Below are 25,781 nucleotides of genomic sequence, written 5' to 3' on the forward strand. Positions count from 1 at the left end.
TAGGTAAACCATATTTTTTTCTTCTTTATTTTTCCTGTATTTTTATGCAAAATTAATCTGTATGGACAGGAAAGAAACCTTTTTAAATTATATAGTTCAAGGTAATACAACCAAAGGAGATTTCATCCCCGTAGGTGCAGCCATGTTAGACGGAGAAACTGTTACTGGAGCACACATAAAAATTCCCTTAAAAACATTAAATAGACATGGTTTAATTGCTGGTGCTACGGGTACTGGAAAAACTAAATCATTACAAGTTTTAGCTGAAAACCTAAGCGACAAAGGCATACCGGTTTTGCTTATGGACATTAAAGGTGATTTAAGTGGATTGGCACAACCAAGCCTGGGACACCCTAAAATTGACGAACGTCATGAAAAAATAGGCATTCCATTTGAAGGCAAATCTTTTCCTGTTGAAATTTTAACACTTTCAGAACAAGGTGGTGTAAGATTAAGAGCAACTGTTAGTGAATTTGGGCCAGTTTTATTATCTAGAATTTTAGATTTATCTGAAACACAATCAGGAGTTGTTGCTGTTATTTTTCAATACTGTGATGATAACAAATTACCTCTATTAGATTTAAAAGACTTTAAAAAGATTTTACAATATGCTACCCAAGAGGGAAAAGAAGAGTTTGATGATGCTTATGGAAGAATTTCAACTGCTTCTACTGGTGCAATTTTACGTAAAGTTGTAGAATTAGAGCAGCAAGGTGCAGATTTATTTTTTGGTGAGACATCTTTTGAAGTTCAGGATTTACTTAGAATAGATGAAAATGGTCGTGGATATATCAACATACTTAGATTAACAGACATACAAGATAGACCGAAATTATTTTCAACATTCATGCTTAGTTTACTGGCAGAAATCTATTCTACATTACCTGAACAAGGTGATAGTGACAGACCTGAGCTTATTTTATTTATTGATGAAGCACATTTGATATTTAATGAAGCCTCAAAAGCTCTTTTAAATCAAATTGAAAGTATTGTAAAACTAATTAGAAGTAAGGGTGTAGGTTTATATTTTGTGACTCAAAATCCTACCGATGTTCCTGAGGCTGTTTTAGGTCAGTTAGGTTTAAAAATTCAGCATGCCTTGAGGGCATTTACTGCAAATGACAGGAAAGCAATAAAACTTACTGCACAAAACTATCCAGACTCTGAATATTATGATACTACTGAAGTTTTAACATCTTTAGGTATTGGGGAAGCCCTTGTTTCTGCATTAGATGAAAAAGGAAGACCAACGCCATTAGCAGCTACCATGATGCGTGCGCCGATGAGTAGAATGGATATTCTAACTGACACAGAATTAAACGCATTACTATCAAAATCTAAAATGGTAAAAAAATACAACGAAACCATAGATAGAGAAAGTGCTTATGAATTACTTAATGAAAAAATTGAAAAAGCCGAGGCTGAAGAAGCTAAAGAAAAAGCAAGGCTTGAAAAAGAAGCTCTAAAAAAAGTAGCATCTAAACAAAGAACTACCACTTCTAGAAGACGAAGTACCGCTATGAATCCTGTTGTTAAAGTACTTACAAGTGCTACTTTTATAAGAAGTGTATTTGGTATTTTAACCAAAGTGATGAAAAAATAATTTCAAATAAAAAAGTAACAACTAATTTATTAATACCTTTCTATTTAATGAGAAACTCATTTTTAGGCTTCATGGCCTTAGCCCTTATTTTCACTAGTTGCAACAACAACCAAAACCCTTTTGAGATTGGTAAGCAAAACATAGGTTTATTAACAGATTCAACACAAGTTAAAGACCTTAAAACAATTTTTGGAACAGACTCTATAGCACAATTTATTAGTGGTGATGAGTTTGCAGGCAGTAAAAACAGCATCGAAATATTTGAAAAAGGTGGTAAAAAACTACTCATTTTAACACCAAAACAAGCTTTAGACTCCACATCTATAATTGAAAGTATTCAAATTATAGACCCTCGTTATAAAACTGCAAAAAACATCTCAACATCAAGTACTTTTAAACAAATTAATAATTCTTACAAAATTTCAAAAATCAATAATTTGATTAGTTCTGTTTTAATTCGTGTTAACGAATTAAATGCGAGTTTTGCAATAGACAAAAAAGAATTACCTGCAAACCTGCGATTTGATATGGGATTAAAAATTGAAGAAACACACATACCAGACGATGCCAAAATAAAATACTTTTTTATTAATTGGAATAATTAAAAGATGGCTAAACACACAATTCAAAATAATCCATTTGTTGTTCCAACTACTGATGGTAAAATAATAAAAGAACATTTTGGTTTAGCAACAGATGGAAATTCTAAAATAAGCATTGCTCACATGAGAGCACCTGCTGGTTGGAGCGAACCTTTTCAAACACCTGAATTTGATGAATTTACTTTTATAATTAAAGGTAAAAAACAATTTATAATAGAAGGCGAAACTGTTGTTTTAGAAGCTGGACAATCTATTAAAATCGAAAAAAATACACGAGTACAATACTCTAACCCATTTACAGAAGTATGTGAATACATTGCAATTTGTACACCTGCTTTCTCAATGGATTTGGTAAACAGAGAAAAATAACATGAAATTAAACACCTTAAAGAGTATTGGATTTTTATTAAACCTCTCAAGTTATATTTCTCCTCAATTAGCCGCTAAAATGGCTATTAAATTGTTTTCATCACCACAAAAAGGCAAACTGAAAGATATTGATGGTCCGTTTTTAAAATCGGCAACCCATGAAAAGTTATTTTACAAGAATTCATCTATAATGACTTACCATTGGGAAGGTAACAAAGAAACCGTATTACTTGTTCATGGCTGGGAAAGTAACGCAGCTAGATGGGAAAAATTAATATATCTATTAAAATCTTTAGATTATAATATCATTGCCTTGGATGCTCCAGCTCATGGGAAGTCTGGAAGCAAGGTATTTAATGCTATTTTGTATTCAGAATTTATTAATGTAGTAGCAAAGAAGTTTCATGCTGATATTGTTATTGGACATTCAGTTGGTGGTATGGCTTCTATATTTTTTCAGCATAAATACCAATTACCCTCATTAAAAAAAATAGTTTTACTAGGTGCGCCATCAAACTTTGTTGGTGTTTTTGATAGGTATTCTAAAATGATGGGGTATAATAAAAGAATTATTGAAGCGATGAATCAAGAAGTTTTGAAAAAATTCAAATATTTACCTGAATATTTCTCAACTGCAAAATTTTCAAAAGAAATAAAATCCAAAGGTCTTGTTATTCATGATAAAAAAGATCGTATTATTCCTTTTAGTGATGCGCTTGATTATGCAAAATATTATTCAAATGCCATTCTAGTTAAGACTAAAGGCTATGGCCACAGGCTTAAATCTGATGAAGTACACAATCATATTATAGAATTTTTAAACAGTTAAGTTTATCGTACTTTTGAATTATGACAGAAGAGTTAAAACGGATTAATAAGTTTTTGAGTGAAGTTGGTTATTGCTCTAGGAGAGAAGCTGACAAACTCATAGAAGCAGGACGCGTAACGATAAACGGGATAGTGCCCGAGATGGGTACAAAAATTTCTACTAATGATGTTGTTTCAGTTGATGGAAAAAACATAAACAACACAAAAGAAGCCTTTGTTTATATTGCTTTTAACAAGCCAGTTGGCATTGTTTGCACTACAGATACAAGTGTGGAAAAAGACAATATTATTGATTTTATAAAGTACCCAAAACGCATATTCCCAATTGGAAGATTAGATAAACCCAGTGAAGGTTTAATCCTTTTAACTGATGATGGAGATATTGTAAATAAAATCCTTAGAGCAAGCAATAATCATGAGAAAGAATATATTGTAACGGTTGATAAACCTATTTCTCAAACTTTTGTAGAGCGTATGAGTGGTGGTATTCTGCTTGCCGATTTAAACAAAATCACAAAAAAGTGTCACGTTGAAAAATTAAGCACTTATAAATTCAAAATTATACTAACCCAGGGTTTAAATAGGCAAATTAGACGTATGTGCGAATACCTAAATTACGAAGTACAAACTTTAAAACGGGTAAGAATAATGAATGTGAAAATGGATATGCCTGTTGGTGAATATCGTGAACTAACCAAAGAGGAATTCACAGAATTAAATAATTTAATAAGCAATTCAACCAAAGATTACAACCCAATCAATAACCGCAAAAAATAATATTATGAGTAGTAACGTATCCCCTTTTCATTTAGCAATTCCTGTTTATAATTTACAAACTTGTAGAACTTTTTATAGAGACACTTTAGGCTGTGAAGAAGGAAGAAGCAGCGACCATTGGGTCGATTTTAATTTCTTCGGGCATCAGTTGGTTATTCATTACAAACCTAAAGAAGAATCATCAAAATCACACACCAATTCAGTAGATGGAAAAGATGTTCCTGTGCCGCATTTTGGTGTGGTTTTAGATTGGGATGTGTTTCAAAACTTTGCTGAAAATTTAAAATCTAGAAACATACAATTTGTAATTGAACCTTATATCCGTTTTGAAGGCTTAGTTGGTGAGCAAGCCACTATGTTTTTTTACGATCCTTCAGGAAATGCCTTAGAATTTAAAGCTTTTAAAGATATTGGGCAATTGTTTGCTAAATAAAACTTACTGTTTAATAAATGTATAAATACCTTCAGGTACTTTTAAGCCCCTTGGGCCTGTATATTCTGCGGTTAAGTCTGCTATACCGATGTTAAAAATTCTAGCACGTATTTTTTCAATACCATTTTCGATAAAATGTGTCATATAAATCTTACCTAGTAATTGTGGGTTTTGTGGTTCTTTAAATGATAATTGTACAACACGAATATCTTGATTGCACTCCACACATGGTATGATTCCTTTCTCATTGTTTGTTATGATATATCCAGCAATACTAAAATCATAAATATATTCATTGTTATAAATTATTGGTAATAAATTTATTTGTTCTATCCCATTTTCTATATATTGGTATTCTCCTACTAAAGCATCATAATATCTACTTATGGTGCCGGTATTAGAATAATTTGGGTATTCGCGATGATACATCTCAACCTTAACAAATTGTATGGTTAATGAACTTGAACCTATCACCCATTTCCATTCGCCCACAAAAGGATCCAAATTGTTATCTATATCTTTAAGATAATGGCCATTTGGAGGGTATCCTGTAGAGTTATCATTATATAATGGTAATATTGGGCTTTGGGCTTTACAAGCTAATGAGGTTACTCAAATTAATAAAATTATTAGGTTTCTCATATCATAATGTTTTATTCACAGGGTACTGTTGTGGAGGTATTAGAGTTGGGTTTTAAACTTAACTCTTCAAATTGTGTGCCATCAAAGTTTAATTGATAAAGCTTAATAGCGGGTATTGGTGTAATACTATTAAAAAATTTCAAAAGATCTGCTTCTGGCGAACCATTACTATCATTATCATATAAATATTGTAAAATATCATCTAAATCAGATCCTCTAATATTATTATCTGTAATATTGGCTATATAAGATAACATATTATAGGCACTAATGGTAATGGCATATGTACCTTCATTTGTAACTACAACAGAAAATACATCTGTATGTTTTAAACTACTATTAGTGTTAAGCCCATTTAGGTAATAGGCTCTTAGCGTAACAATATCAAATCCCGAAAACATAGGATATCCAGATGAAGTATGTGTATGCATACCTCCTATGATATCGCCACCGCTATCTAGTCCTACTCCCCCAAATCCTCCAACTTTAGGATTGGTATTTATAACACCATCACTGTTTTTAGATATTTCATAACCTCTTTCGAAAGTTTCATTATTTTGAACAGAAGTTTTTAAATGTGAAATTGCATTTTTAAACTCTACATTTGTTAATAAATTATTCAATTTTATACATCCTTCTTGGTTTTCTTGGTTGGGTGGTAAAAGGGCTGTAAGATCAATAATTTCATCTTCGCAAGAATTTTGGCAATCATCTGGGTAATTCTTAAGGTAGAGTATAACATCTGGATCATCAATTCCACAGTGTCTCACTTACATGGTATTTGTATAATCTTTTGGACCACAAGCACTTGATAAATGCCAAAAATCCCCATTACTACCACTACAACCCATAACATAACGAACTAAACCACAATCTCCATCACTTGGTGGGGGATTATCAGTGGATGAATTTGGAACTGAACCTCCTCCATTATTAGTATTATCATTAGGTTCAATTGTATCTTCATCACATGGACAATCATCGGGATTTGGTTGTTTCGCATTACTAAATTTACTTGATTTACTAATACTAGTATTAAAGTCTTCTAAACTATAACGTTTAATAGTTCCTGCAAATTTACCGAAATCCTGAAAAAAAATAAATTCATCTAAAATATCATCATTAATTACAAATTCCAAAACATACACATTAGGTGAACTACTTCCAACTTTCTTATAAACTATTAGATTATGAAACGTATTTAAATCATCATCATCTAAATTTAATCTAAAACTGTAATTACTGTTACCAATAGAGTCTATAACTTCATAAATTTCATCTAAATCAATGGACATATTGTTTTTACTAGAAAGAGAACGACTTAATAGTTTTGGGTTGTTAATAGACTTACTGAAAGAAGTATTATTTTCTATAAAAGATAAAATTTATGGTATCTCATTTTAAGAAACTGAATTAATTTTTGTTTTAATTGGTGGTTCAATGTTATTTGTAATAACAGTATTATCTTTCTCACATTGATAAAAAGACATGAAAAATAATATTAAAAGTATATTCTTGAATTTGACAAAATTATTTGATAAAATTTTCATGCCTTTTTTGATATTAATTGCGTATAACTTACTCACAAATCAAATATAAATTATACATATAAACATTACTATAAGAAGAACTACGTATTTTTTTTCAATTTTTTAGTAAATATTTTTAATTGTTACTCCATATAATTGAGTTAAAAATTAATTATGAATTTCTAAACACTATTTATATCTCCAACTCGTTAAATCTGCATCTTTTGGTGCAGATTCTAAAATTCGTTTCATTATTTTTGGCACATACATACTGTTATATCGTAGCCTTGAAATATAGTTAGGGTTTTCTTGATCGCCATTCCAACAGTGTTCTGCACGATCTCCGTAATCTACTTCTCCATCGTAGTAAGGGTCTGTAGTGCTTTCTAAGAAATCTTCCATCAGGTAAACCGCATTATTTAAGTAGTAGTTATCCATATCGCCACAATAGATATGAATTTTACCTTTTAGCCTATCACCAAGTTTATCCCAATCGCGCTCCATAATATATCTTAAATCGTAATTTTCTTTCCAAAATTCAGCGACTTCATGATTAATATCTCCAGTTCGTTTATCCCATAGTCTTTTGGGGTAACCATCTTCGCCCTGAGGTGAATAGGTCGCTTCCCAAATATCAAACTGCCCACCAGACCTTGATTTATCACCTAAAACTAACTCTAAATGATTACTCTCTTTAACTGTAGAACTTACATGACCTAAATAATCTCTATGTCCCGGAACTTCAATTATTTTATGACTACTTTTAGAATAATAGGCATTTTCATCCTCATAAATATTAGTTAAACAATACGCACTGAAATCTATAGGATCTGGGCATGCTGCAAAACATCCGTTATATTCGTCAGGGTATTTAACTTGAACCGCCAAAGCTTCCCAACCGCCTGTTGAACCTCCGTATAAAAATCGAGACCAACCTTCACCTTGACCTCTAAACATCTTCTCAATATATGGAACCAACTCGTATGTTAAAGCATCACCATAAGGACCTTGACTTTCAGAGTTTACAGCATAAGAATCATCATAATAAGGCGTTGGATGTTGAATTTCAATAATTAAAAACCTAGGGAAATCTGGCTCGTTCCAACGCTTGTAAAAATCAAAAGCTTCTTGTTGTTGGATAATATTATAACCTTCTACACCAAATCTGGCAGAGTATTCTGGTTTCATGTTTTCATCAGGCGGCGTTGTTCTAAACCCTCCAAAATCTGAGGGAAAATGTCCTTGAAAAACCATTAAAGGATACTTAGCTTCTAGATGTTCATTAAAACCTTTTGGAAGAAGCACATGAGCTCCTAAATACATATCTCTGCCCCAAAATTTCGAAAGTAATTCTGATTTCATTGTTATATGTCTTATCCATTCAGTATCTTTTGGTTTTTCAATTTCAGGAATCACTTTATCTAAGGTTATATTTAAATCTTTAATTCCTCCTTCTGGAACAGTTATTTTAAAAGGCGTACTATACAGATTTCCTGGAGATGTTTTCCATTGTTGTCCTTCGCCATTATCCATTGGTAATTTTACTTGCTTACCATTAGATAGATTAAATGTTTCATAAACATGCAATAACACTTGTACATAATAATCACCTGGCTTTAAATCTTGTAAAGTTTCGTAAGGAAACCCGAAAGCTTTCTGGTCAAAATAAATGGTTTCAGCGGGTTTAACACCTTCTACATTCATACCAAAAATTGGTTGTGCATTTAATCCTTCACTAACTTGAAAACGCGGTTCAGTTTTATCATTATCAGCAAAAATTAACAACAATCTGCCATCTAATTTTTCAATATTTAAAACATCCGAAATTTTAATTTTAATAGCAGTTTCATTATTTGATTTTTGATCACAATTCAATAAAATTATTAAAAACAAAAAACAGATATACTTTATAGATTTCATGATTTATATTTTTCAAAAAAGATAGTTATAATTTTTTAAAAAATATTAATCCAATTGTCTAAACTTGATAAAACAAAAAAGTATCACAAATTATAGATTATGATGCTTTTTTTTAAAATATATAAAATTTTTACGCGTGTCTTTCTCGTGCTAATAATGTATTTTTAAGCAACATAGCAATCGTCATTGGGCCTACACCTCCGGGAACTGGAGTTATATAACTTGCTTTTTGGCTTACACTCTCAAAGTGAACATCGCCTGCTAGTCTATAACCATTCTTTTTTGTAGCATCTGGAACTCGAGTAATACCAACATCAATAATTACAACATCATCTTTAACCATATCACCTGTTAAAAATTCAGAAATCCCTATAGCGGCAACTATAATATCTGCACTTTTAGTAATCTCAATTAAATTTTTAGAACGACTATGTACTACGGTAACAGTGGCATCTCCTGCTTTTCTTTTTTGACTCATCAAGATACTCATAGGACGACCAACAATATGACTTCTTCCCATAACAACAACATTTTTACCAGAAGTCTCAATTTGATATCTTTCTAATAACTCTATAATTCCATAAGGAGTAGCTGGCAAAAAAGTAGGTAAATCTAAAGCCATTTTTCCAACGTTTGTAGGATGAAATCCGTCTACGTCCTTTTTAGGATCAACAGCCATTAAAACCTTTTGCTCATCAATTTGTTTTGGTAAAGGTAATTGCACAATAAAACCATCTATATCACTATTTGAGTTTAATTCATGAATTTTTTTAAGTAATTCATCCTCTGTAGTATATTCTGGTAATTCAATAAGTGTTGATTTAAATCCTATTAGCTCACAAGCTTTCACCTTAGCATTAACATAGGTCATACTTGCACCATCAGAACCTACTAAAATAGCAGCTAAATGGGGTACTTTTTCTCCTTTAGAAACAATTGCTTTGACATGTTCTGAAATTTCTACTTTTATATCATTACTTACTTTTTTACCGTCTAAAATGATCATATTATTGATTGTTGGTTATTGGTAAATTCTTTTTTTATTTTAAATTTTTTAACAAACTAGCGCATGCCTTTCATCATCTGCATCATCTTTTTACCGCCACCACCTTGCATCATTTTCATCATTTTGCTCATTTGATCAAACTGTTTTAAAAGCTGATTTACTTGTTGAGCTGAAGTACCAGAACCTTTCCCTATTCTTATTTTTCTACTTGAATTTATAATAGAAGGGTTGGTTCTTTCTTTTGGCGTCATGGAATGAATAATAGCTTCAATACCTTTAAAAGCATCATCATCAATATCAACATCTTTCATCATTTTTCCAGCACCTGGAATCATTCCAACAAGGTCTTTCATATTACCCATTTTTTTTATTTGCTGAATTTGTTTTAAGAAATCATCAAATCCAAATTGGTTTTTTGCAATTTTCTTTTGAAGTTTTCTGGCTTCTTCTTCATCAAATTGTTCTTGTGCTCTTTCAACTAAAGACACCACATCACCCATACCTAAAATACGGTCTGCCATACGTGATGGATAAAACATATCTATAGCTTCCATTTTTTCACCAGTACCAATAAACTTTATTGGTTTGTTTACAACGGATTTGATAGAAATTGCAGCACCACCTCGCGTATCACCATCTAACTTTGTTAGAATAACCCCATCAAAATTTAAAACATCATTAAATGCCTTAGCTGTGTTAACAGCATCTTGCCCTGTCATAGAATCCACTACGAAAAGGGTTTCTTGTGGTTTTATGGCTTTGTGAATGTTAGAGATTTCATTCATCATTGCTTCATCAACAGCTAAACGACCAGCAGTATCTATGATAACTACATTAAAACCGTTTGCTTTGGCATGTGTAATAGCTGCTTGAGAAATAGCTACCGGATCGTTATTTCCTTTATCGCTAAAAACCTCAACACCAATTTGACCTCCAACTACATGTAATTGATCAATTGCGGCAGGACGATACACATCACAAGCCACTAATAAAGGTTTCTTATTTTTTTTAGTTTTAAGGTAATTAGCAAGCTTACCAGAAAATGTAGTTTTACCAGAACCTTGTAAACCAGACATCAAAATAATACTTGGTGTACCAGATAGATTAATACCTTCGGCATCGCCACCCATAAGATCAGTTAACTCATCTTTTACTATTTTAACCATTAACTGCCCGGGTTGCAAGGTAGTTAATACATTTTGACCAAGAGCTTTTTCTTTTACTCTGGTTGTAAAATCTTTAGCTATTTTAAAGTTAACATCGGCATCTAGTAAAGCGCGTCTAACCTCTTTTAAAGTTTCTGCAACATTTACCTCAGTTATACTTCCGTGCCCTTTTAATACGTGTAAGGCTTTATCTAGTTTATCACTTAAATTATTGAACATATATTTCAGTCTTCAGTAGGCAGTCTCGAATTAGTAGCCTGCTCATAAATTTAAAGTGCAAAGTTAATGATTTAAGGTGTATTTATGAAGTTGGTTTTTTAATTTATTTAGTTGTTTTTGCGTTAAGGATTGTAAAGGAAATCCTTTTAAAAATTAGATATAACTCAAATTAGGTTGTACTAACAATTAACAGCTTGCCACTTAGTTTACTTTTGATCATGACGTTTTTAAAAGATTGTATTGAAAAGCCCGACCCTTGGGTAACGCCCTTATAAAAAAAGGCTGCTAGAATAAATTTAGCAGCCTTTATAAAGGAAATTTGAATCAATAATTAACCTAACCAATCGAAATAAGGGGATTTCCTTTTAACCAAAACATAATAATTTTTTCGAAATTGATTATTTAGATTACTGCTTTCGCTGGAATAACAAACTCAATGGAAACCCCAAGGATTTCCCTTGGGGAATTCTTTTTAATTAACTTTTCTTTTCAAGAACTAATATTCTTTCTATGGCTCCAGTTGAACTAAAATCTTTTAATTGAATTCTACTTGGATTTACTTCTACAATTTTCCATCTATAATTTAGTACCTCAAATGGTTGGTTTGTTCCGTAATACATACCTAAAAATAACCCTTGATTTTCATAAGCTAACCAGGAGCCATTGAAAACACCATTATTAGGATCTGTAACTTTTACTCTACCTGTTATTTGAAAATCTACAGTATACATCAAATAATTTTCTGTTTTATCTACATCTCTGTCTAGATATGATACTACTTCCCACTCTCCCGTAATTAAAACACCATCTACATAAGTTAAATTATCATTTTCATCAAAACAGTGTCTTTGTAAAAACATTTTATTATCTCTGTTACCTAAACTTTCAAGTTTAATTAAAGTTGGTTGTAAATATGTAACAAACCATTCTAACTGTAAATTAGGCCTGTCTTCTAATTGAATTTGCAAGACAAATCCTTCTGTGTTAAGAGGCACAACATTATATGTTCCCTCAATTAACTCTCCATTTACTCTAATTTTAACAACGTTATCTGAAAAGAATTTTAAAGGTGTCCCTATGTAATCTTTTTCATTATCTATTCCGTCTATAGTTAAACGTTCTACTCTCCAGAAACATTCTTGTAAATAATCTTCAATCCTATCTTTAGTGATTACATAATTGATATCACAATTCTTCTTTAAGATGATTTTGTTACCACCGGTTTGGAATAACTTTATTTTTCCTGGTTCAAGATCATAAACAAACCATTCTAATGTAAAGTCTACTAAAGAATCAAATTCTAATTTTATTAGTGCGCCATTATCAGTAACGCGTGTTGTCCAAGTTCCAGTTAAAACATCGCCTCCTCTTGAATAAACTTTAACGACATTATCTTCATTAAATACCATAACATATTCGCGATACACCTCGATTAAGCTATCCTGATTTCTTTCAATTTCATATACAACCCAAGGGCACGTTTTTAAAAGTTCGTCTAAACGCTCTTTGGTAAAATCATCATCACCATAATCGTTATCATCATCTTCATCACAAGCATCCTTTGCTTCATTAATAGTTCTAGCTAATTCTATATTATTATTTACTTGAATTTCAGAACCATCAGCTAATACCATTGTTAGTGGGAAGTTTAAGCTAGCTAAAAGACCTGTTTCTTCTTTAACTCTTTCAATAAATTCATATAACTGACGGTCGTTTTCGATGTTTATAAAATCGGTAACTTGAAAATTTGTATTGTAAACTGAAAAAGATATTGGGTATTTAAAATCAATACATTCAATGTCATCATCGTCTTCATTTTCTCCACTACATTCTTCAATTAAATCTTCTAATTGATCTTCATTCTCTATTACAATTTCCTCATAATTTGCATTAATAATAGTTATTGGAAAAACAATATCTAAAATATCATCATCATCATCAAACTCTTTAAAAATAGCTTCAATAAGTTGTAAATCTTCTTCTGTATCAATAGTGATTTCTAAACCATTTACGAAAACAGTTATTGGTAACTCTACAGATAAACAACTAGCCTTATCAATAATATTATCTTTAGAACCATCCATTTTAGCAGTGGCACTAATTAAAGTAGTTAACTCAGAAGTTGGAGCTAACGCTTCGGCTTCTTGAGGTTGAGTAATATCAATTACTTCATCTTGACAAGAAGTAACGAATAAAAGGGCAAAAAAAGGCAACAGTAATAATAATCTCATTTTTGTTATCATGATATTTGATTTTGGGTTGAACATAGCGTTTTGATTATAAAACAGGATAACTTTAAAAATTCCTACCCTATGTTTGGTTTTTTTTTAATTTAGTGACTCCAACTACCATCAACTATGAGTAAACAGCTACATGATAATATTTGCGAAGAACATCTTTTTTCTTCTATTTTTAATAAACACTCTAAAAATTTACACGATTTCTTATACTATAAGTTTGGGGAATTACTTAACCCAAAAGACAAGGTACAAGAAGCATTTATAAAATTATGGGAAAACTGCGCGAAAGTTTCGCCAGAAAAAGCTAAGAGTTTTGTTTTTACAACCGCTAATAATTTAATGCTTAATGAAACTGCACACCAAAAGGTAGTTTTAAAACACCAACAGACCAAACAAAAAATATATACCAATGAAAGTCCTGAATTTTTAATGCAGGAAAAGGAGTATAACGATAAATTGCAAAAGGCATTAAATAATTTAACTGAAGCCCAAAGAGAAGCTTTTATGATGAACCGTGTTGAAGGCAAACGTTTTAAAGAAATAGCAGAAATATTAGATATTTCGACTAAAGCCGTTGAAAAACGTATTTATGGTGCTTTGGAAAAATTGAGAAAGGATATTAAGGAGTTTAAATAAATACAGAAGATTAAAGACTGAAATTTTAGTTATAAAAAAATTGAAATACGGGTAGGAAAAAACAAAAGACAACTGTTATATAATTGAATAAGCAAATAATGAAAAGAGAAGAACTCATATCTAAATGGTTAGATAACAACTTAAATCCCCAAGAACTACAAGCATTTAAAAACCTTGAAGATTATAAAGATTTAGTAAAGTTAAATTCCAATTTACAAGCTTTTAAAGTAGACATTTATAACACAACTAAAGAATTAGAGATTATTTTATCTAAAATTAAAAGTAAAAAAACACAGCCTAAAACGCATTGGGGAAAACCTTTTATGAGAATTGCCGCTATTCTTGCGATATGTTTTAGCTTATACTATTATACTACTAGCTTAGATTCTACAATTAGAACAAAAATAGCTCAAAAAACAACTATTGATCTACCTGACGCATCAAACGTTTCCCTCAACGCAAAATCGGTGCTGACATATAATAAAAACGATTGGAAAAAAGATCGTCATGTAGAACTTGATGGTGAAGCTTTTTTTAAAGTTGCCAAGGGTTCTACATTCAATGTTATTACAAAATCAGGAATCATAACGGTTTATGGTACTCAATTTAATGTAAAACAACGCGATAATTATTTTGAGGTTATTTGTTACGAAGGATTAGTTGGGGTTACTTACAATTCTCAAGAAACAAAATTAAAACCTGGAGACAGTTTTTTAATTATTGATGGGAAAACAATTGCAAAAGAAAAAGAAAGCCGCTCTACACCTTCGTGGATAAATAACGAAAGCACATTTAAAAGTACGCCATATAAAGCAGTGATTTCTGAGTTTGAAAGACAATACAATGTTGAAATAACATTACTTGGAATTGATTCTATTCAGTTATTCTCGGGTAGTTTTACTCACGATAATTTAGACGTGGCATTAAAATCAATTACACTACCTTTACATGTAACCTATAGTAAAACTAACAATACTATAATACTAAGAGGTGAGTAAAAATATACTTTCTATCTTTTTTTTAATTGTTTTTTTGAATGTTGCAAGCACAAAAGCTCAAACAATTCAAAAAGAAAAGCATCCTCTTATTACAGTTTTAAGACAAATTGAAAAAAAATTTAATATTAGTTTTTCTTACGTTGATGAAACCATAAAAAATAAACAAGCCAAACCTTTAAAAGATGGCTTAACGCTTCAGGAAGCTTTAGAGTTTTTAAAACTAGAGACCAATCTAGACTACGAATTATTAGACAACCGATTTGTAGTAGTAAAAATACCTAAAAAAGAGAGTAGTTTATCTAACACTCAAAGACTTCAAGAAGTTATAATAAATAATTATTTAACCTCTGGTATTACTAAACTTAATGATGGTTCAATTAATATAAAACCTGAAACCTTTGGTATTTTACCTGGACTAATTGAACCAGATGTTTTACAAACTATTCAAGCGTTACCGGGTGTTTTGAGTACTGACGAAACAGTTTCAAATATTAACGTTCGAGGTGGCACACACGACCAAAATTTGATACTTTGGGATGGTATAAAAATGTATCAATCTGGCCACTTTTTTGGTTTAATTTCTGCCTTTAACCCTTATACTACAAAACGTATAAATCTTTATAAAAATGGTACCCGTGCAAAGTATGGCGATGGCATTTCTAGCATTATAGATATGCAGTTACCTGATGATATTGATAACGAATTTAAAGCTGGTGGTGGTTTTAATTTAATTAATGCTGATGGGTTTGCAAAAATACCAATTTCTAAGAAAACAGAATTACAAATTTCTACACGGCGGTCACTGACTGATTTGATAAACACCTCAACTTACAACCAATATTTTAAGCGCATTTTTCAAGATTCTGATTTTACCAAATCAAAAGGTAGTGATAACGCTATTTCTCAAAATGAATCTTTCTATTTTTATGATGTTACTGCGAAGTTTTTATATGATGTTACCGCAAAAGATAAAGTTAGATTACATTTTTACAATGTGAGTAATGAATTAAATTACGACGAACAATCCATTATTAATGATAGAAATGAAGCTTTAAACAGTAAACTAACACAACGAAATTCTGCTATTGGATTAACTTACATTCGAGATTGGACAAACAAGTTTTCAACAACCTCTCAAATTTATGTTTCAAACTATGATTTAGATGCTATCAATTTTGATGTTTTGAATAATCAGCGTTTAATTCAAGAGAATGAAGTATATGATGGCTCAGCTAAAATAGATGCTAATTACAAACTCAATCGTCAATTTACAATTAATGGTGGTTATCAATTTACTGAGGTTGGCATTAGTAATTTAGAAGATGTTAATAATCCAGATTTTAGAAGTTATATAAAAGAAGTTATTAGAAGTCATGCTGTTTACGGCGAAATAAATTTTCTATCCAACAATGCCAAAACCAGAATAAATTTAGGTGGCAGATTAAACTACATAAAAAAGTTTGATATGCTTTTTGCTGAACCAAGATTAAATTTTAGTCATCGATTTTTAAATCATTTTAGATTTGAAATTCTAGGGGAATTTAAAAGTCAAACTACGTCACAAATTATTGATTTACAAAATGATTTTTTAGGTATAGAAAACAGAAGATGGGTACTATCAAACAATAATACCATACCCGTTATAAAAAGCAAACAACTATCTGGAGGTGTACATTTTAATAAAAATAAATTTTTAATAAGTGCAGAAGCTTATATAAAAAATGCTGACGGTATTACAACTAGGAGTCAAGGTTTTCAAAACCAATATCAGTTTGTAAATGCTATTGGAAGTTATAAAATTAAAGGTATAGATTTTTTATTAAATAAACAGTTTAATAACATCATTAGCACCTGGGTTTCTTATTCATATAGCACAAATAACTACACTTTTAATGAACTAAATAATGGCGAGTCGTTCCCTAACAATGCCGATATACAACACGCAATAACCTTAGCTTGTACTTACACAAAAAATAAAATAAAATTGGCTATCGGATTGAATTGGCATTCTGGTATTCCTAACACAGAACCAAGTATAAACGATATTTCTGATGATGAAGTGATAACTTATGCTAGCCCAAACAGTAGCAACTTAAATGACTATTTACGCTTGGATTTTTCTACTAATTATGACTTTAATATGTTTGATAATGTAAAAGCTACTATTGGCACTTCGGTTTGGAATATTTTAAATAAAAAAAACATTATCAACGCTTACTATACATTGGATAATGACAATTTGGTTAATAAAATTGAAAATGAATCTTTGGGAATCACTCCAAATGTAAGTTTTAGATTACGATTTTAGATGAATTACCATTAAACTTCACAACTAATTGATTTTCAACGAAAAATATCAATTTTTTAAATATTAAATCAATCTTTTCTCTATTTTTAAAAAAAAATAAATATATGGCATCACTTAATCCACTAGGTTCAAATTTAGACTTGCGAAAAGCTAAACACCTGCTAAGACGTGCTACTTTTAATTTTACCAAAGAGCAACTTAATTTATTCATCGGGATTTCTGCAATAGAAGCTGTTAATGGCTTAACTGATAACTTAGATAATAATTTGGATCAACCTTTCGATCCGCTTCCTATAGCCAATCCTGATGGCTTTTGGACCTCATCAAATGATCTCCCAAACTCCTTTAGTGGTCAAGGAAGAAAAAGAGGGATCGTTTCAGGTTGGTGGTTATATAATGCTATGCAACAAGTTAGTTTAAAACATAAACTCTCTTTCTTTTTACATACAAGTTTTACAGTAGGCAAAGATTCTGGTGTTGGAGCTGCCACCTATTTTTTTGACCATTTAAATTTACTAGATTTTTACGCATTAGGAAACATTAAAACATTAGCTAAAAAAATCACACTAGATAATGGAATGTTAGATTATTTAGATAACACCCAGAATAATAAAAATAATCCAAACGAAAATTATGCAAGAGAATATTTAGAGTTGTTTACAATTCTGAAAGGCAAACAAATTGGAGATGGAAACTATACCAATTACACTGAAATAGACATACAACAGGCTGCAAAAGTGTTTTCTGGGTTTAAGAAAAGAAATGATAGAAGTGATATTGACCCTGATACGAGTATCCCAATGGGATATATTAATATTAGCCAACACGATACCAACGATAAAGTATTCAGTGATTCTTTTGGAAACCAAGTGATTACAGGTAAAAATAATGAAACAGAAATATTTGAAGAGTTAGACAATTTTGTAGAAATGGTTTTTTCACAACCTGAAACTGCTAAAGCATTTTGCAGAAAATTATATCGTTATTTTGTAAAAAGCGAATGGACAGAAGAAATTGAAACAGATATCATTACACCACTTGCACTAATACTCATAGATAATAATTATGAAATATTACCAGTTATCACAACTTTACTATCAAGCGAACATTTCTATGATGCAGATGATAGTGATGCGACTGATAATATTATTGGTAGTATTATAAAAAGTCCGTTACAATTATATTCAGAAATATGTTCGGTTTTCAATGTAACATATCCAGACCCAAATACAGATCCATTAAGATACTACAGTAATTTCTTCCTCAATTTTATTCATAACACATATTTTAAAGCAGCTGGGATGGAATTGCATAACCCTGATTCGGTAGCAGGTTATCCAGCCTATTATCAAGAACCAGGGTTTGATAGAAACTGGTTTTCATCAAATACACTAATTGGAAGATATAAACTAATAGAAAGTTTAATTGAAGGTAAAAACACTATAACTAACGGTAATATTTATGCACAATTAGACACAGTTACTTTTGTGAAAAATAAAATTGATAATGCTTCAGATCCCAATTTATTGGTTAATGAAATTGCAGATTTATTATATCCAGAAAGTATTGATACTGATCGAGTAAATTATTTTAAAAGTTTTTTAGTTGACGATGGATTCCCAGATTATTATTGGTCTGGAACCTGGTCTCAATATTTAAATGATGGTGATGACACCACGGTAAGAACGCGATTGGATGCATTAATAATAGCTATGGTTAATGCTGCAGAATTTCAACTAATGTAAATAACTTAATTTATGAAAAGAAGACAATTTATAAAATTATCATCTGCTGCTTCAGCAATTGCATTAACTCCTTTTGAATTACAGGCAGCATTAAAATCATTTTTACCATTTGCAAACTGTCCAGATATTTCTAATAGAAAATTAATACTTATAAATTTAGCTGGTGCCAATGATGGATTAAATACTATAATTCCATTAAATCAATATGACACTTATAGTAATTTAAGACCTACAATAAAAGTTCCAGAAACAGGAGTAAATAAATATATTACACTTGATGATAATTTGCCTAACAATCAACAATTAGGTTTAAACCCCGCGCTAATAGGCTTTAAATCTTTATATGATGAAGGTGTTTTTAGAATCATACAATCCGTTGGTTATCCATCACAAAATAAAAGCCACTTTAAATCCACAGATCTTTATCTAACAGGTAATGATGGCAACAGCTTATTAAATGGTGAAGATACAGGATGGATTGGACGGTTTATGGAATTATATTACGCTGATTTATTATTAGAAACTTTTCCTTTAGCTGTAGAAATAGGTTCTAATAAAACTTCACTAGGTTTTCATGCCGAAGAAGCTCACGGTTTATCATTAAATATAACTGGACAAGACCCTGCTGGTTTTTATTCTGTTTTAAATGGTTTAGGAGGTGTACCACCAATAAATATTCCTAATTCTGATTATGGTAAACAATTAGAATTTATAAATAATACTGACGCTTTATCAAATACATACGCTAACTCAATTTCTTCAGCCTTTAATGGTGGAAAAAACGACGTAAGTTATCCAGACTCTGATTTATCAAACCAATTAAAAACAGTTGCAAGATTAATAAGTGGTAATTTAAAATCCAAAGTCTTTATGGTTCGTATTTCTGGTTTTGATACACATAATGCACAAGTACAAGGTATTGGAGATGTAACTGGAAGACATCATGAATTATTAACAGAACTATCTGAAGCCATAAAAGCTTTTATGGATGATTTAAAAAGTCAGAATTTAGATGAAGATGTAGTTGGATTAACTTTTTCTGAATTTGGAAGAAAAGCTAAAGAAAACGGTAGTTTTGGAACAGATCATGGAGAAATTGCTCCTATGTTTGTTTTTGGCAAACCTGTTGCTGGTGGCGTTTCTGGTACTAATCCAATTTTAACAGAAGCTACAGATTTAAACAATTATCAAATCCAAACAGTTCAGTATGATTACAGACAAACTTTTGCCACTCTATTACAAGACTTTTTAGGAGCAGACAATACCATTATTGATGCTACATTTTTTAACCATACAGTAAACGATAGTTTTAATAATTTAAAACTTGGTGAAATTTTGAAAGATGAGTATTCAATAGCAACAAATTGCACAAATTTTTCAGGTGAAAATCCAAAAGAAGCATCTAAAAAATGGATGATTCATCCCAATCCTTTTATAGATATCATAAATCTTTCAACCACTTTAGAAAATACTGACTCTATTTCTTATAGACTTTTTAACTCATCTGGAGTCATGTTAATAGATAAAACCGAAAATCTTGAAGCTGGCAAATTAGAACTTAATTTAAAAAACTTATCAAGCGGACTATACCTTTTCCAAATTGACACTCTTAATAAAAAGGAAATTCACAAAGTAATTAAAATTTAAAACTTTGCTTTATCGAACTAATACTTTAATTAGTTATCGTAACAAAACCTATTTATTAAACACTAATAGATAAACTGTTACTAGCCAATAACATGTTCTATAAAATTATATTTTTAATTTTCAAACTTAAATTTATTCAACCTTCAGAACGTGCTATCAATTATTTGATGCACAACGAAGAAGTTGAAAAGTTAGAATATACTTTAAGGTTTGGAAACTATAAAAATAGAAAATTATCTGCCGAAGCTTTGGGGGTTATTGGTAAACCATCTTCTATACCTGTACTTATAAATGTTATGAATGATAAAGTTCAAAACGTATCTATGGCTGTTTTAAATGCTTTGGAAACATTAGAAGATAATGATGAGCTTGTAAAAACGATTGTAAATAAACGATTTAATTGGTTAAAGCTTGTTACCGATAGTAAAGTTAAATATGAAGTTAACAAAAACAAAAAGTATAAAATTTACCGTTGGGAACGCGCTAGTAAAAAATCGTTTGATCGCGCTAAAGAACAACTAAAAAAGCCAATGCGATAGTTTTGCGTTAAGTATTGCAGTGAAAACCCTTTTTAGGAGGCACGAGCAAAAAAGATTGTAAAGTAAAGCCAGACTTCATGTCATAAGCGTAATCGAAGGATTTGGTAACGCCCTAATTATTACTTAAAACTTATACTCGGATAATGGTTTTGTAAATTTCTCAGGGTCTTCTGCTAAATGGTAACGTGGGTCGTCTATATCCTCGATGATTACTTCTCTGAATTTTGGGCTTGCTTTGTAAAGTAATATTTTACAGTCTTCGCTTAAGTGTTTTAGTTTGATTGTTTTGCCTTCGGCTTCGTATTTATTTACCAAATTAAAAATTGCTTCTAAGGCAGAATGATCGCTTATGCGTGACTCTACAAAATCTATTTCAACATTATCGGGATCGTTTTTTACATCAAACTTATCATTAAACGCTATGATGGAACCGAAAAATAATGGTCCCCAAATTTCGTAAACCTTTGTACCATCATCACGCATACGCTTCCGTGCTCGAATGCGTTTAGCATTTTCCCATGAAAAAACTAAGGCACTAATAATAACACCTGCTATTACCGCAATTGCCAAATCGAAAATAACAGTTAGTGAGGATACGGCTACTAGAACAATGACATCGGTAATCGGGATTTTATTTAATATACGAAAACTACTCCAAGCGAATGTGCCTATAACAACCATAAACATAACGCCAACTAACGCAGCTATAGGAACTTGCTCAATTAATCCAGATGCAAATAGAATAAATACTAGCAATAAAACCGCAGCTACAATACCTGATAATCGTTTTCTACCTCCTGACTTTATGTTGATTAAAGATTGTCCAATCATGGCACAACCACCCATACCACCAAATAATCCGGTAATGATATTTGCACCACCTTGCGCTAAACATTCACGGTTGGTATTACCTCTAGTTTCAGTTAATTCGTCAACTAAATTTAGTGTCATTAACGATTCAATTAAACCAATAGCTGCTAATATTAATGCATACGGACCAATAAACTTTAAAGTTTGCCAAGTAAAAGGAACTTTACTAAAAATATCTGTTTGGAATTGTGGTAAACCGCCTTTTAAACCTTCGCCTCCACCATCGCGTATAAAACTACCAACGGTTGCAACATCTAATTTTCCAAAAATAACAATAGCAGAAACTACCAAAATAGCAATTAAAGCTTCGGGTAATTTTTTAGTTAGTTTAGGTAAACCAAACATAATCCCCATGGTTAAAGCTACCAGTCCAAGCATAATATATAACTGAATGCCAGAAAACCAATCACCATAAGCGTTTTTAAACATCCCTAATTGAGACAAGAAAATAACTATTGCTAAACCATTAACAAAACCCATCATTACTGGGTGAGGAATCAATCTTACAAACTTACCTAGTTTAAAAACACCAGCTAACATTTGTATAAAACCCATTAAAATAACTGTTGCAAATAAATAATATAACCCTAATTGTTCACCCTCGGCTCCAAAAGCATTTCCTTCAGCAACCAAACTTACCATTACTACTGCAAGTGCACCTGTAGCTCCACTTATCATTCCGGGTCTGCCACCAAAAACAGAGGTTATCAACCCAATCATAAATGCGGCATACAAACCAACTAAAGGATCTACCCCTGCAACAAATGCAAATGCTACTGCTTCAGGAACCAAGGCTAATGCCACAGTTACTCCACTTAAAATATCATTTTTTGCGTTGGTTGTTCTTGTAGTAATAAATTCGGTCATCTTGAGTATTTGAAGCTACAAATTTACAGTTTATATATTTCCCAACAAGTTATCTTATATTATTTGACCTATAGTTTTACTACAACGTTTGAAAATTTATGAGTTATTTTCTTTAGAAATTGTAGATTTACTAAAAACAATTTTTAATTATGAAAAAGATTCTTTTTCTAGTAGTTTTAACAGTTGGTTGTAACGCTTCAACTGAAATTAAAAATTTCGATTTTGAAACTCAGTTTGAAAAATCTGAGGGCCTAGAAACTGCTACTTACGAGGAAACCATTCAATATTATACTAATCTATCAGAAGCCTACAAAGAAATCTCTATTGATAGTATTGGAGAAACCGACTCTGGCAAACCACTCCATCTTGTAACTTTAAACCTAGATAAACTATTTGATTTTTCTGAAATTCATAAAACAGGAAAACGCATCTTATTAATTAATAATGGCATTCACCCTGGTGAGTCTGATGGTATTGATGCTACTATGATGCTTTTTAGGGATATTGTACAAGGAAAAATTGAAGCTCCAAAGAATACGGTTTTAGCTACCATCCCAATTTATAATGTTGGTGGTAGTTTAAATAGAAACTCAAAAACTAGAACAAACCAAAATGGTCCTCTTGAATATGGTTTTAGAGGTAATGCCAGAAATTATGATTTAAATAGAGATTTTATAAAATCGGATACTAAAAATGCTAAGACCTTTGCAAAGATTTTTCATTTAGTAAAACCAGATGTTTTTATTGATAACCATGTAAGTAATGGGGCAGATTACCAATATACGCTAACGCATTTATTCACGCAACACAACAAACTTGGTGGTAATTTAGGCCAATTTTTACATACTGAAATGATGCCTAAACTAGAACAAAAACTTGCCGAAAAAGAATGGGATATCACACCTTATGTTAATGTATTTAACTCCATTCCTGAAAAAGGATTTTCTCAATTTATGGACCATCCCCGTTATTCAACAGGCTATACTACTTTATTTAACACCTTAGGTATGATGGTGGAAACACACATGTTAAAACCATACAAACAGCGTGTAGAGGGAACTTACGAACTGATGAAAAGTATGATAGAAATTACTGAAGAACAGGGGGATCAGATTTCAGAATTACGAAAGGATGCATTATCTGATATTAAAAAACAAAAAACCTATACACTTGATTGGGAGATTGACACTACTAAAACAACAACTTTAAATTTTAAAGGTTTTGAAGGTGAGATTATAAAAAGCGCTGTAACAGGATTTGATCGATTAAAATATGATAAAACTAAACCATTTATAAAGAAGGTTGTTTATGAAAATTATTTTAAGCCAAACTCAATTATTGATGTACCAAAAGCATATGTGATACCTAAAGGTTTACATCATGTTATTGATTTATTAAAATTAAATCAAGTTAAAATGACCGCATTTGAAAACGATACAACAATTAATGTTGAATCTTATAAAATTTCAGACTATAAAACCAGACAATCACCTTATGAAGGTCATTATCAACATTACAAAACTGAAATTAATAAAACAGAAAAAACCATTCACTTTTTTAAAGGTGATTTTATGATTTACACCAATCAAGCTGCTTTTAGGTATTTGATTGAAACTCTTGAGCCACAGGCTCCAGATTCATTTTTTAATTGGAATTTCTTCGATACTATTTTACAACAAAAAGAAGGGTTTTCGCCGTATGTTTGGGAAGACAAAATACTCGAAATACTAAATCAAAATCTAGAATTGAAAATTAAATTTGATTCAAAAAAATCAATTGATAATGATTTTGCTAACAATTGGTATGCACAATTAGATTGGTTGCATAAACAAAGTAAAAACTATGAAAAAGCACATATGCAATTCCCTATTTATAGGATTAGCTATTAATTAACTTTAATCTCTAATTAAAGGCATAGTCGTACAACGCAACAAACCGCCTTGTTTTGATATTTCGCCGTAAGTAACTTCCTCTACTGTGAAACCTTCATTACACAACCATATATTTAATCTTGTAAAGTTCTTTTCAGAAATAATAACATCTTCAGATATTGAAAAAACATTACTATTCATTTCATACATTTCCTCTTTAGAGATTTCAAATACATTTTCTTTTCCAAAAAAATCAACTAACCAATCATACTCCTTTTCAATTAAAAATCCATTTTTATGAATAATAGCTTTTCCTTTGCCTATGGGTTGAAAACAACAATCTAAATGTAAAGCATTTTCTTTAGCATTTGTATTTGACTTTCTTAATTCGAAAGATTTTACAATTTTATCTGGAAATAATTCTTGAATTGCAATAACTGCATCCATATTTGTTCGAGCTGTTATTAAATCTGGATAATCTTCTCCTGAATAAGTACCAATAAAAATATAATCGCCCCAAGGCATAACATCACCGCCTTCGACATGACACTCATCTGGTAAAATGATTCTTTTATCTCTATCTACTTGATTCCAAACATATCTAATCGCTTCAATTTCTCTATCTCTATCTGGAAGTATATTTGCACGGATAATTTTATCGTCTATAACAAATGCAATATCTCTGGAGAATATTTGATTACAATTATTTATAACTTCTGGTCTAAAAACTTTAACACCATATTTTTCAAACACTTTAGCAACAGCATCCATTTCTAAAATCATATCAGACTCTTTAGGATAAGTACCTGATAGAACATGCTCTATGCTTTTAGGATCGTAACAATCTTCAACTTTAGGAATACGCCCATTACTTTCAGCTGTACCTAAAATCACCTCCCGAAGCCTTGAAATTTCATCTGTAATATTTAAATGTAGCATATTGTAAATATAAAAAAGCTCCACAAG

Annotated in this window: 21 protein-coding genes and 1 pseudogene; 13 read left to right on the forward strand and 9 right to left on the reverse strand. The window is 31.0% G+C overall.

Annotated elements, in window-relative coordinates; translation table 11 throughout:
• Positions 1 to 61 precede the first annotated feature (61 nt).
• The 6 genes from AC1XJX_RS07335 to AC1XJX_RS07360 are packed head-to-tail and all read left to right on the forward strand — an operon-like array spanning position 62 to position 4,612.
• Positions 62 to 1,603, forward strand: a complete 1,542-nt coding sequence (locus tag AC1XJX_RS07335; RefSeq protein ID WP_482003324.1) for a helicase HerA-like domain-containing protein — start codon at positions 62 to 64, stop codon at positions 1,601 to 1,603.
• A 47-nt stretch (positions 1,604 to 1,650) separates the two neighbouring features.
• A complete protein-coding gene (locus tag AC1XJX_RS07340; protein WP_482003325.1) occupies positions 1,651 to 2,208 on the forward strand; it encodes a hypothetical protein in 558 nt (185 codons plus the stop codon).
• Between the two features lie 3 nt (positions 2,209 to 2,211).
• Complete coding sequence (locus AC1XJX_RS07345) at positions 2,212 to 2,574, forward strand: cupin domain-containing protein (RefSeq protein WP_482003326.1); 363 nt, start codon at positions 2,212 to 2,214, stop codon at positions 2,572 to 2,574.
• Position 2,575: 1 nt separating this feature from the next.
• Entirely contained in the window at positions 2,576 to 3,403 is an 828-nt protein-coding gene (locus AC1XJX_RS07350; RefSeq protein ID WP_482003327.1) for an alpha/beta fold hydrolase, read from the forward strand.
• Positions 3,404 to 3,423: 20 nt separating this feature from the next.
• On the forward strand, positions 3,424 to 4,179 hold the full coding sequence (gene rluF, locus AC1XJX_RS07355) for a 23S rRNA pseudouridine(2604) synthase RluF (protein WP_482003328.1): 756 nt from the start codon (positions 3,424 to 3,426) through the stop codon (positions 4,177 to 4,179).
• A 4-nt stretch (positions 4,180 to 4,183) separates the two neighbouring features.
• Complete coding sequence (locus AC1XJX_RS07360) at positions 4,184 to 4,612, forward strand: VOC family protein (protein WP_482003329.1); 429 nt, start codon at positions 4,184 to 4,186, stop codon at positions 4,610 to 4,612.
• Between the two features lie 3 nt (positions 4,613 to 4,615).
• Here the strand turns inward: AC1XJX_RS07360 and AC1XJX_RS07365 are convergent.
• From AC1XJX_RS07365 to AC1XJX_RS07395, 7 genes and pseudogenes are all read right to left on the reverse strand, one after another.
• Positions 4,616 to 5,209 (reverse strand): annotated as a pseudogene (locus AC1XJX_RS07365) (DUF6705 family protein); the annotation flags it as partial.
• 56 nt (positions 5,210 to 5,265) lie between these two features.
• Positions 5,266 to 6,024, reverse strand: a complete 759-nt coding sequence (locus tag AC1XJX_RS07370; protein WP_482003330.1) for a hypothetical protein — start codon at positions 6,022 to 6,024, stop codon at positions 5,266 to 5,268.
• A complete protein-coding gene (locus tag AC1XJX_RS07375; RefSeq protein ID WP_482003331.1) occupies positions 6,025 to 6,549 on the reverse strand; it encodes a hypothetical protein in 525 nt (174 codons plus the stop codon).
• 423 nt (positions 6,550 to 6,972) lie between these two features.
• The gene (locus tag AC1XJX_RS07380) at positions 6,973 to 8,703 is read right to left on the reverse strand and encodes an alpha/beta hydrolase-fold protein (RefSeq protein WP_482003332.1); all 1,731 of its coding nucleotides are present in this window, start codon (positions 8,701 to 8,703) and stop codon (positions 6,973 to 6,975) included.
• A 130-nt stretch (positions 8,704 to 8,833) separates the two neighbouring features.
• Positions 8,834 to 9,709: a bifunctional 5,10-methylenetetrahydrofolate dehydrogenase/5,10-methenyltetrahydrofolate cyclohydrolase gene (locus tag AC1XJX_RS07385; RefSeq protein ID WP_482003333.1), complete on the reverse strand. Its 876-nt coding sequence runs from the start codon at positions 9,707 to 9,709 to the stop codon at positions 8,834 to 8,836.
• 56 nt (positions 9,710 to 9,765) lie between these two features.
• Positions 9,766 to 11,094, reverse strand: a complete 1,329-nt coding sequence (gene ffh / locus AC1XJX_RS07390) for a signal recognition particle protein (protein WP_482003334.1) — start codon at positions 11,092 to 11,094, stop codon at positions 9,766 to 9,768.
• Positions 11,095 to 11,570: 476 nt separating this feature from the next.
• On the reverse strand, positions 11,571 to 13,337 hold the full coding sequence (locus tag AC1XJX_RS07395) for a hypothetical protein (RefSeq protein ID WP_482003335.1): 1,767 nt from the start codon (positions 13,335 to 13,337) through the stop codon (positions 11,571 to 11,573).
• 114 nt (positions 13,338 to 13,451) lie between these two features.
• Between AC1XJX_RS07395 and AC1XJX_RS07400 the strand changes: the two genes are divergently transcribed.
• The 6 genes from AC1XJX_RS07400 to AC1XJX_RS07425 all read left to right on the forward strand — a co-directional run bounded on the left by AC1XJX_RS07400 (position 13,452) and on the right by AC1XJX_RS07425 (position 21,207).
• Positions 13,452 to 13,970 (forward strand): RNA polymerase sigma factor, encoded by a 519-nt coding sequence (locus tag AC1XJX_RS07400; RefSeq protein WP_482003336.1) that lies wholly within the window; start codon positions 13,452 to 13,454, stop codon positions 13,968 to 13,970.
• Positions 13,971 to 14,068: 98 nt separating this feature from the next.
• Positions 14,069 to 14,968 carry a FecR family protein gene (locus tag AC1XJX_RS07405; protein WP_482003337.1) on the forward strand — a complete coding sequence of 300 codons (900 nt, stop codon included), beginning with the start codon at positions 14,069 to 14,071 and terminating at the stop codon, positions 14,966 to 14,968.
• Between the two features lie 34 nt (positions 14,969 to 15,002).
• Positions 15,003 to 17,276, forward strand: coding sequence for a TonB-dependent receptor plug domain-containing protein (locus tag AC1XJX_RS07410; RefSeq protein ID WP_482003338.1), 2,274 nt, complete (start codon positions 15,003 to 15,005; stop codon positions 17,274 to 17,276).
• Positions 17,277 to 17,380: 104 nt separating this feature from the next.
• Entirely contained in the window at positions 17,381 to 19,021 is a 1,641-nt protein-coding gene (locus tag AC1XJX_RS07415; protein ID WP_482003339.1) for a DUF1800 family protein, read from the forward strand.
• A 12-nt stretch (positions 19,022 to 19,033) separates the two neighbouring features.
• The gene (locus AC1XJX_RS07420) at positions 19,034 to 20,668 is read left to right on the forward strand and encodes a DUF1501 domain-containing protein (RefSeq protein WP_482003340.1); all 1,635 of its coding nucleotides are present in this window, start codon (positions 19,034 to 19,036) and stop codon (positions 20,666 to 20,668) included.
• Positions 20,669 to 20,760: 92 nt separating this feature from the next.
• Positions 20,761 to 21,207, forward strand: coding sequence for a HEAT repeat domain-containing protein (locus AC1XJX_RS07425; protein WP_482003341.1), 447 nt, complete (start codon positions 20,761 to 20,763; stop codon positions 21,205 to 21,207).
• Between the two features lie 123 nt (positions 21,208 to 21,330).
• On the opposite strand, the gene AC1XJX_RS07430 is transcribed toward AC1XJX_RS07425, so the two are convergent.
• Positions 21,331 to 22,944 (reverse strand): SulP family inorganic anion transporter, encoded by a 1,614-nt coding sequence (locus AC1XJX_RS07430; protein ID WP_482003342.1) that lies wholly within the window; start codon positions 22,942 to 22,944, stop codon positions 21,331 to 21,333.
• A 149-nt stretch (positions 22,945 to 23,093) separates the two neighbouring features.
• Between AC1XJX_RS07430 and AC1XJX_RS07435 the strand changes: the two genes are divergently transcribed.
• A complete protein-coding gene (locus AC1XJX_RS07435; protein WP_482003343.1) occupies positions 23,094 to 24,833 on the forward strand; it encodes a M14 family metallopeptidase in 1,740 nt (579 codons plus the stop codon).
• A gap of 6 nt (positions 24,834 to 24,839) precedes the next feature.
• Here AC1XJX_RS07435 and AC1XJX_RS07440 read toward each other — a convergent pair whose 3' ends face one another.
• Positions 24,840 to 25,754 (reverse strand): dimethylarginine dimethylaminohydrolase family protein, encoded by a 915-nt coding sequence (locus AC1XJX_RS07440; protein WP_482003344.1) that lies wholly within the window; start codon positions 25,752 to 25,754, stop codon positions 24,840 to 24,842.
• Between the last annotated feature and the right edge of the window lie 27 nt (positions 25,755 to 25,781).

The organism is Flaviramulus sp., from assembly GCF_982512915.1.

What these genes read in the sequence shown, in the direction of transcription:
- AC1XJX_RS07345 (WP_482003326.1), top strand. Translation starts at nt 2,212, where the DNA reads ATGGCTAAACACACAATTCAAAATAATCCATTTGTTGTTCCAACTACT.
- AC1XJX_RS07405 (WP_482003337.1), top strand. Translation starts at nt 14,069, where the DNA reads ATGAAAAGAGAAGAACTCATATCTAAATGGTTAGATAACAACTTAAAT.
- rluF (WP_482003328.1), top strand. Translation starts at nt 3,424, where the DNA reads ATGACAGAAGAGTTAAAACGGATTAATAAGTTTTTGAGTGAAGTTGGT.
- AC1XJX_RS07340 (WP_482003325.1), top strand. Translation starts at nt 1,651, where the DNA reads ATGAGAAACTCATTTTTAGGCTTCATGGCCTTAGCCCTTATTTTCACT.
- AC1XJX_RS07430 (WP_482003342.1), bottom strand. Translation starts at nt 22,944, where the DNA reads ATGACCGAATTTATTACTACAAGAACAACCAACGCAAAAAATGATATT.
- AC1XJX_RS07380 (WP_482003332.1), bottom strand. Translation starts at nt 8,703, where the DNA reads ATGAAATCTATAAAGTATATCTGTTTTTTGTTTTTAATAATTTTATTG.
- AC1XJX_RS07335 (WP_482003324.1), top strand. Translation starts at nt 62, where the DNA reads ATGGACAGGAAAGAAACCTTTTTAAATTATATAGTTCAAGGTAATACA.
- AC1XJX_RS07420 (WP_482003340.1), top strand. Translation starts at nt 19,034, where the DNA reads ATGAAAAGAAGACAATTTATAAAATTATCATCTGCTGCTTCAGCAATT.
- AC1XJX_RS07415 (WP_482003339.1), top strand. Translation starts at nt 17,381, where the DNA reads ATGGCATCACTTAATCCACTAGGTTCAAATTTAGACTTGCGAAAAGCT.
- AC1XJX_RS07425 (WP_482003341.1), top strand. Translation starts at nt 20,761, where the DNA reads ATGTTCTATAAAATTATATTTTTAATTTTCAAACTTAAATTTATTCAA.
- AC1XJX_RS07350 (WP_482003327.1), top strand. Translation starts at nt 2,576, where the DNA reads ATGAAATTAAACACCTTAAAGAGTATTGGATTTTTATTAAACCTCTCA.
- AC1XJX_RS07375 (WP_482003331.1), bottom strand. Translation starts at nt 6,549, where the DNA reads ATGTCCATTGATTTAGATGAAATTTATGAAGTTATAGACTCTATTGGT.
- AC1XJX_RS07395 (WP_482003335.1), bottom strand. Translation starts at nt 13,337, where the DNA reads ATGATAACAAAAATGAGATTATTATTACTGTTGCCTTTTTTTGCCCTT.
- AC1XJX_RS07440 (WP_482003344.1), bottom strand. Translation starts at nt 25,754, where the DNA reads ATGCTACATTTAAATATTACAGATGAAATTTCAAGGCTTCGGGAGGTG.
- AC1XJX_RS07435 (WP_482003343.1), top strand. Translation starts at nt 23,094, where the DNA reads ATGAAAAAGATTCTTTTTCTAGTAGTTTTAACAGTTGGTTGTAACGCT.
- AC1XJX_RS07400 (WP_482003336.1), top strand. Translation starts at nt 13,452, where the DNA reads ATGAGTAAACAGCTACATGATAATATTTGCGAAGAACATCTTTTTTCT.
- AC1XJX_RS07385 (WP_482003333.1), bottom strand. Translation starts at nt 9,709, where the DNA reads ATGATCATTTTAGACGGTAAAAAAGTAAGTAATGATATAAAAGTAGAA.
- AC1XJX_RS07360 (WP_482003329.1), top strand. Translation starts at nt 4,184, where the DNA reads ATGAGTAGTAACGTATCCCCTTTTCATTTAGCAATTCCTGTTTATAAT.
- ffh (WP_482003334.1), bottom strand. Translation starts at nt 11,094, where the DNA reads ATGTTCAATAATTTAAGTGATAAACTAGATAAAGCCTTACACGTATTA.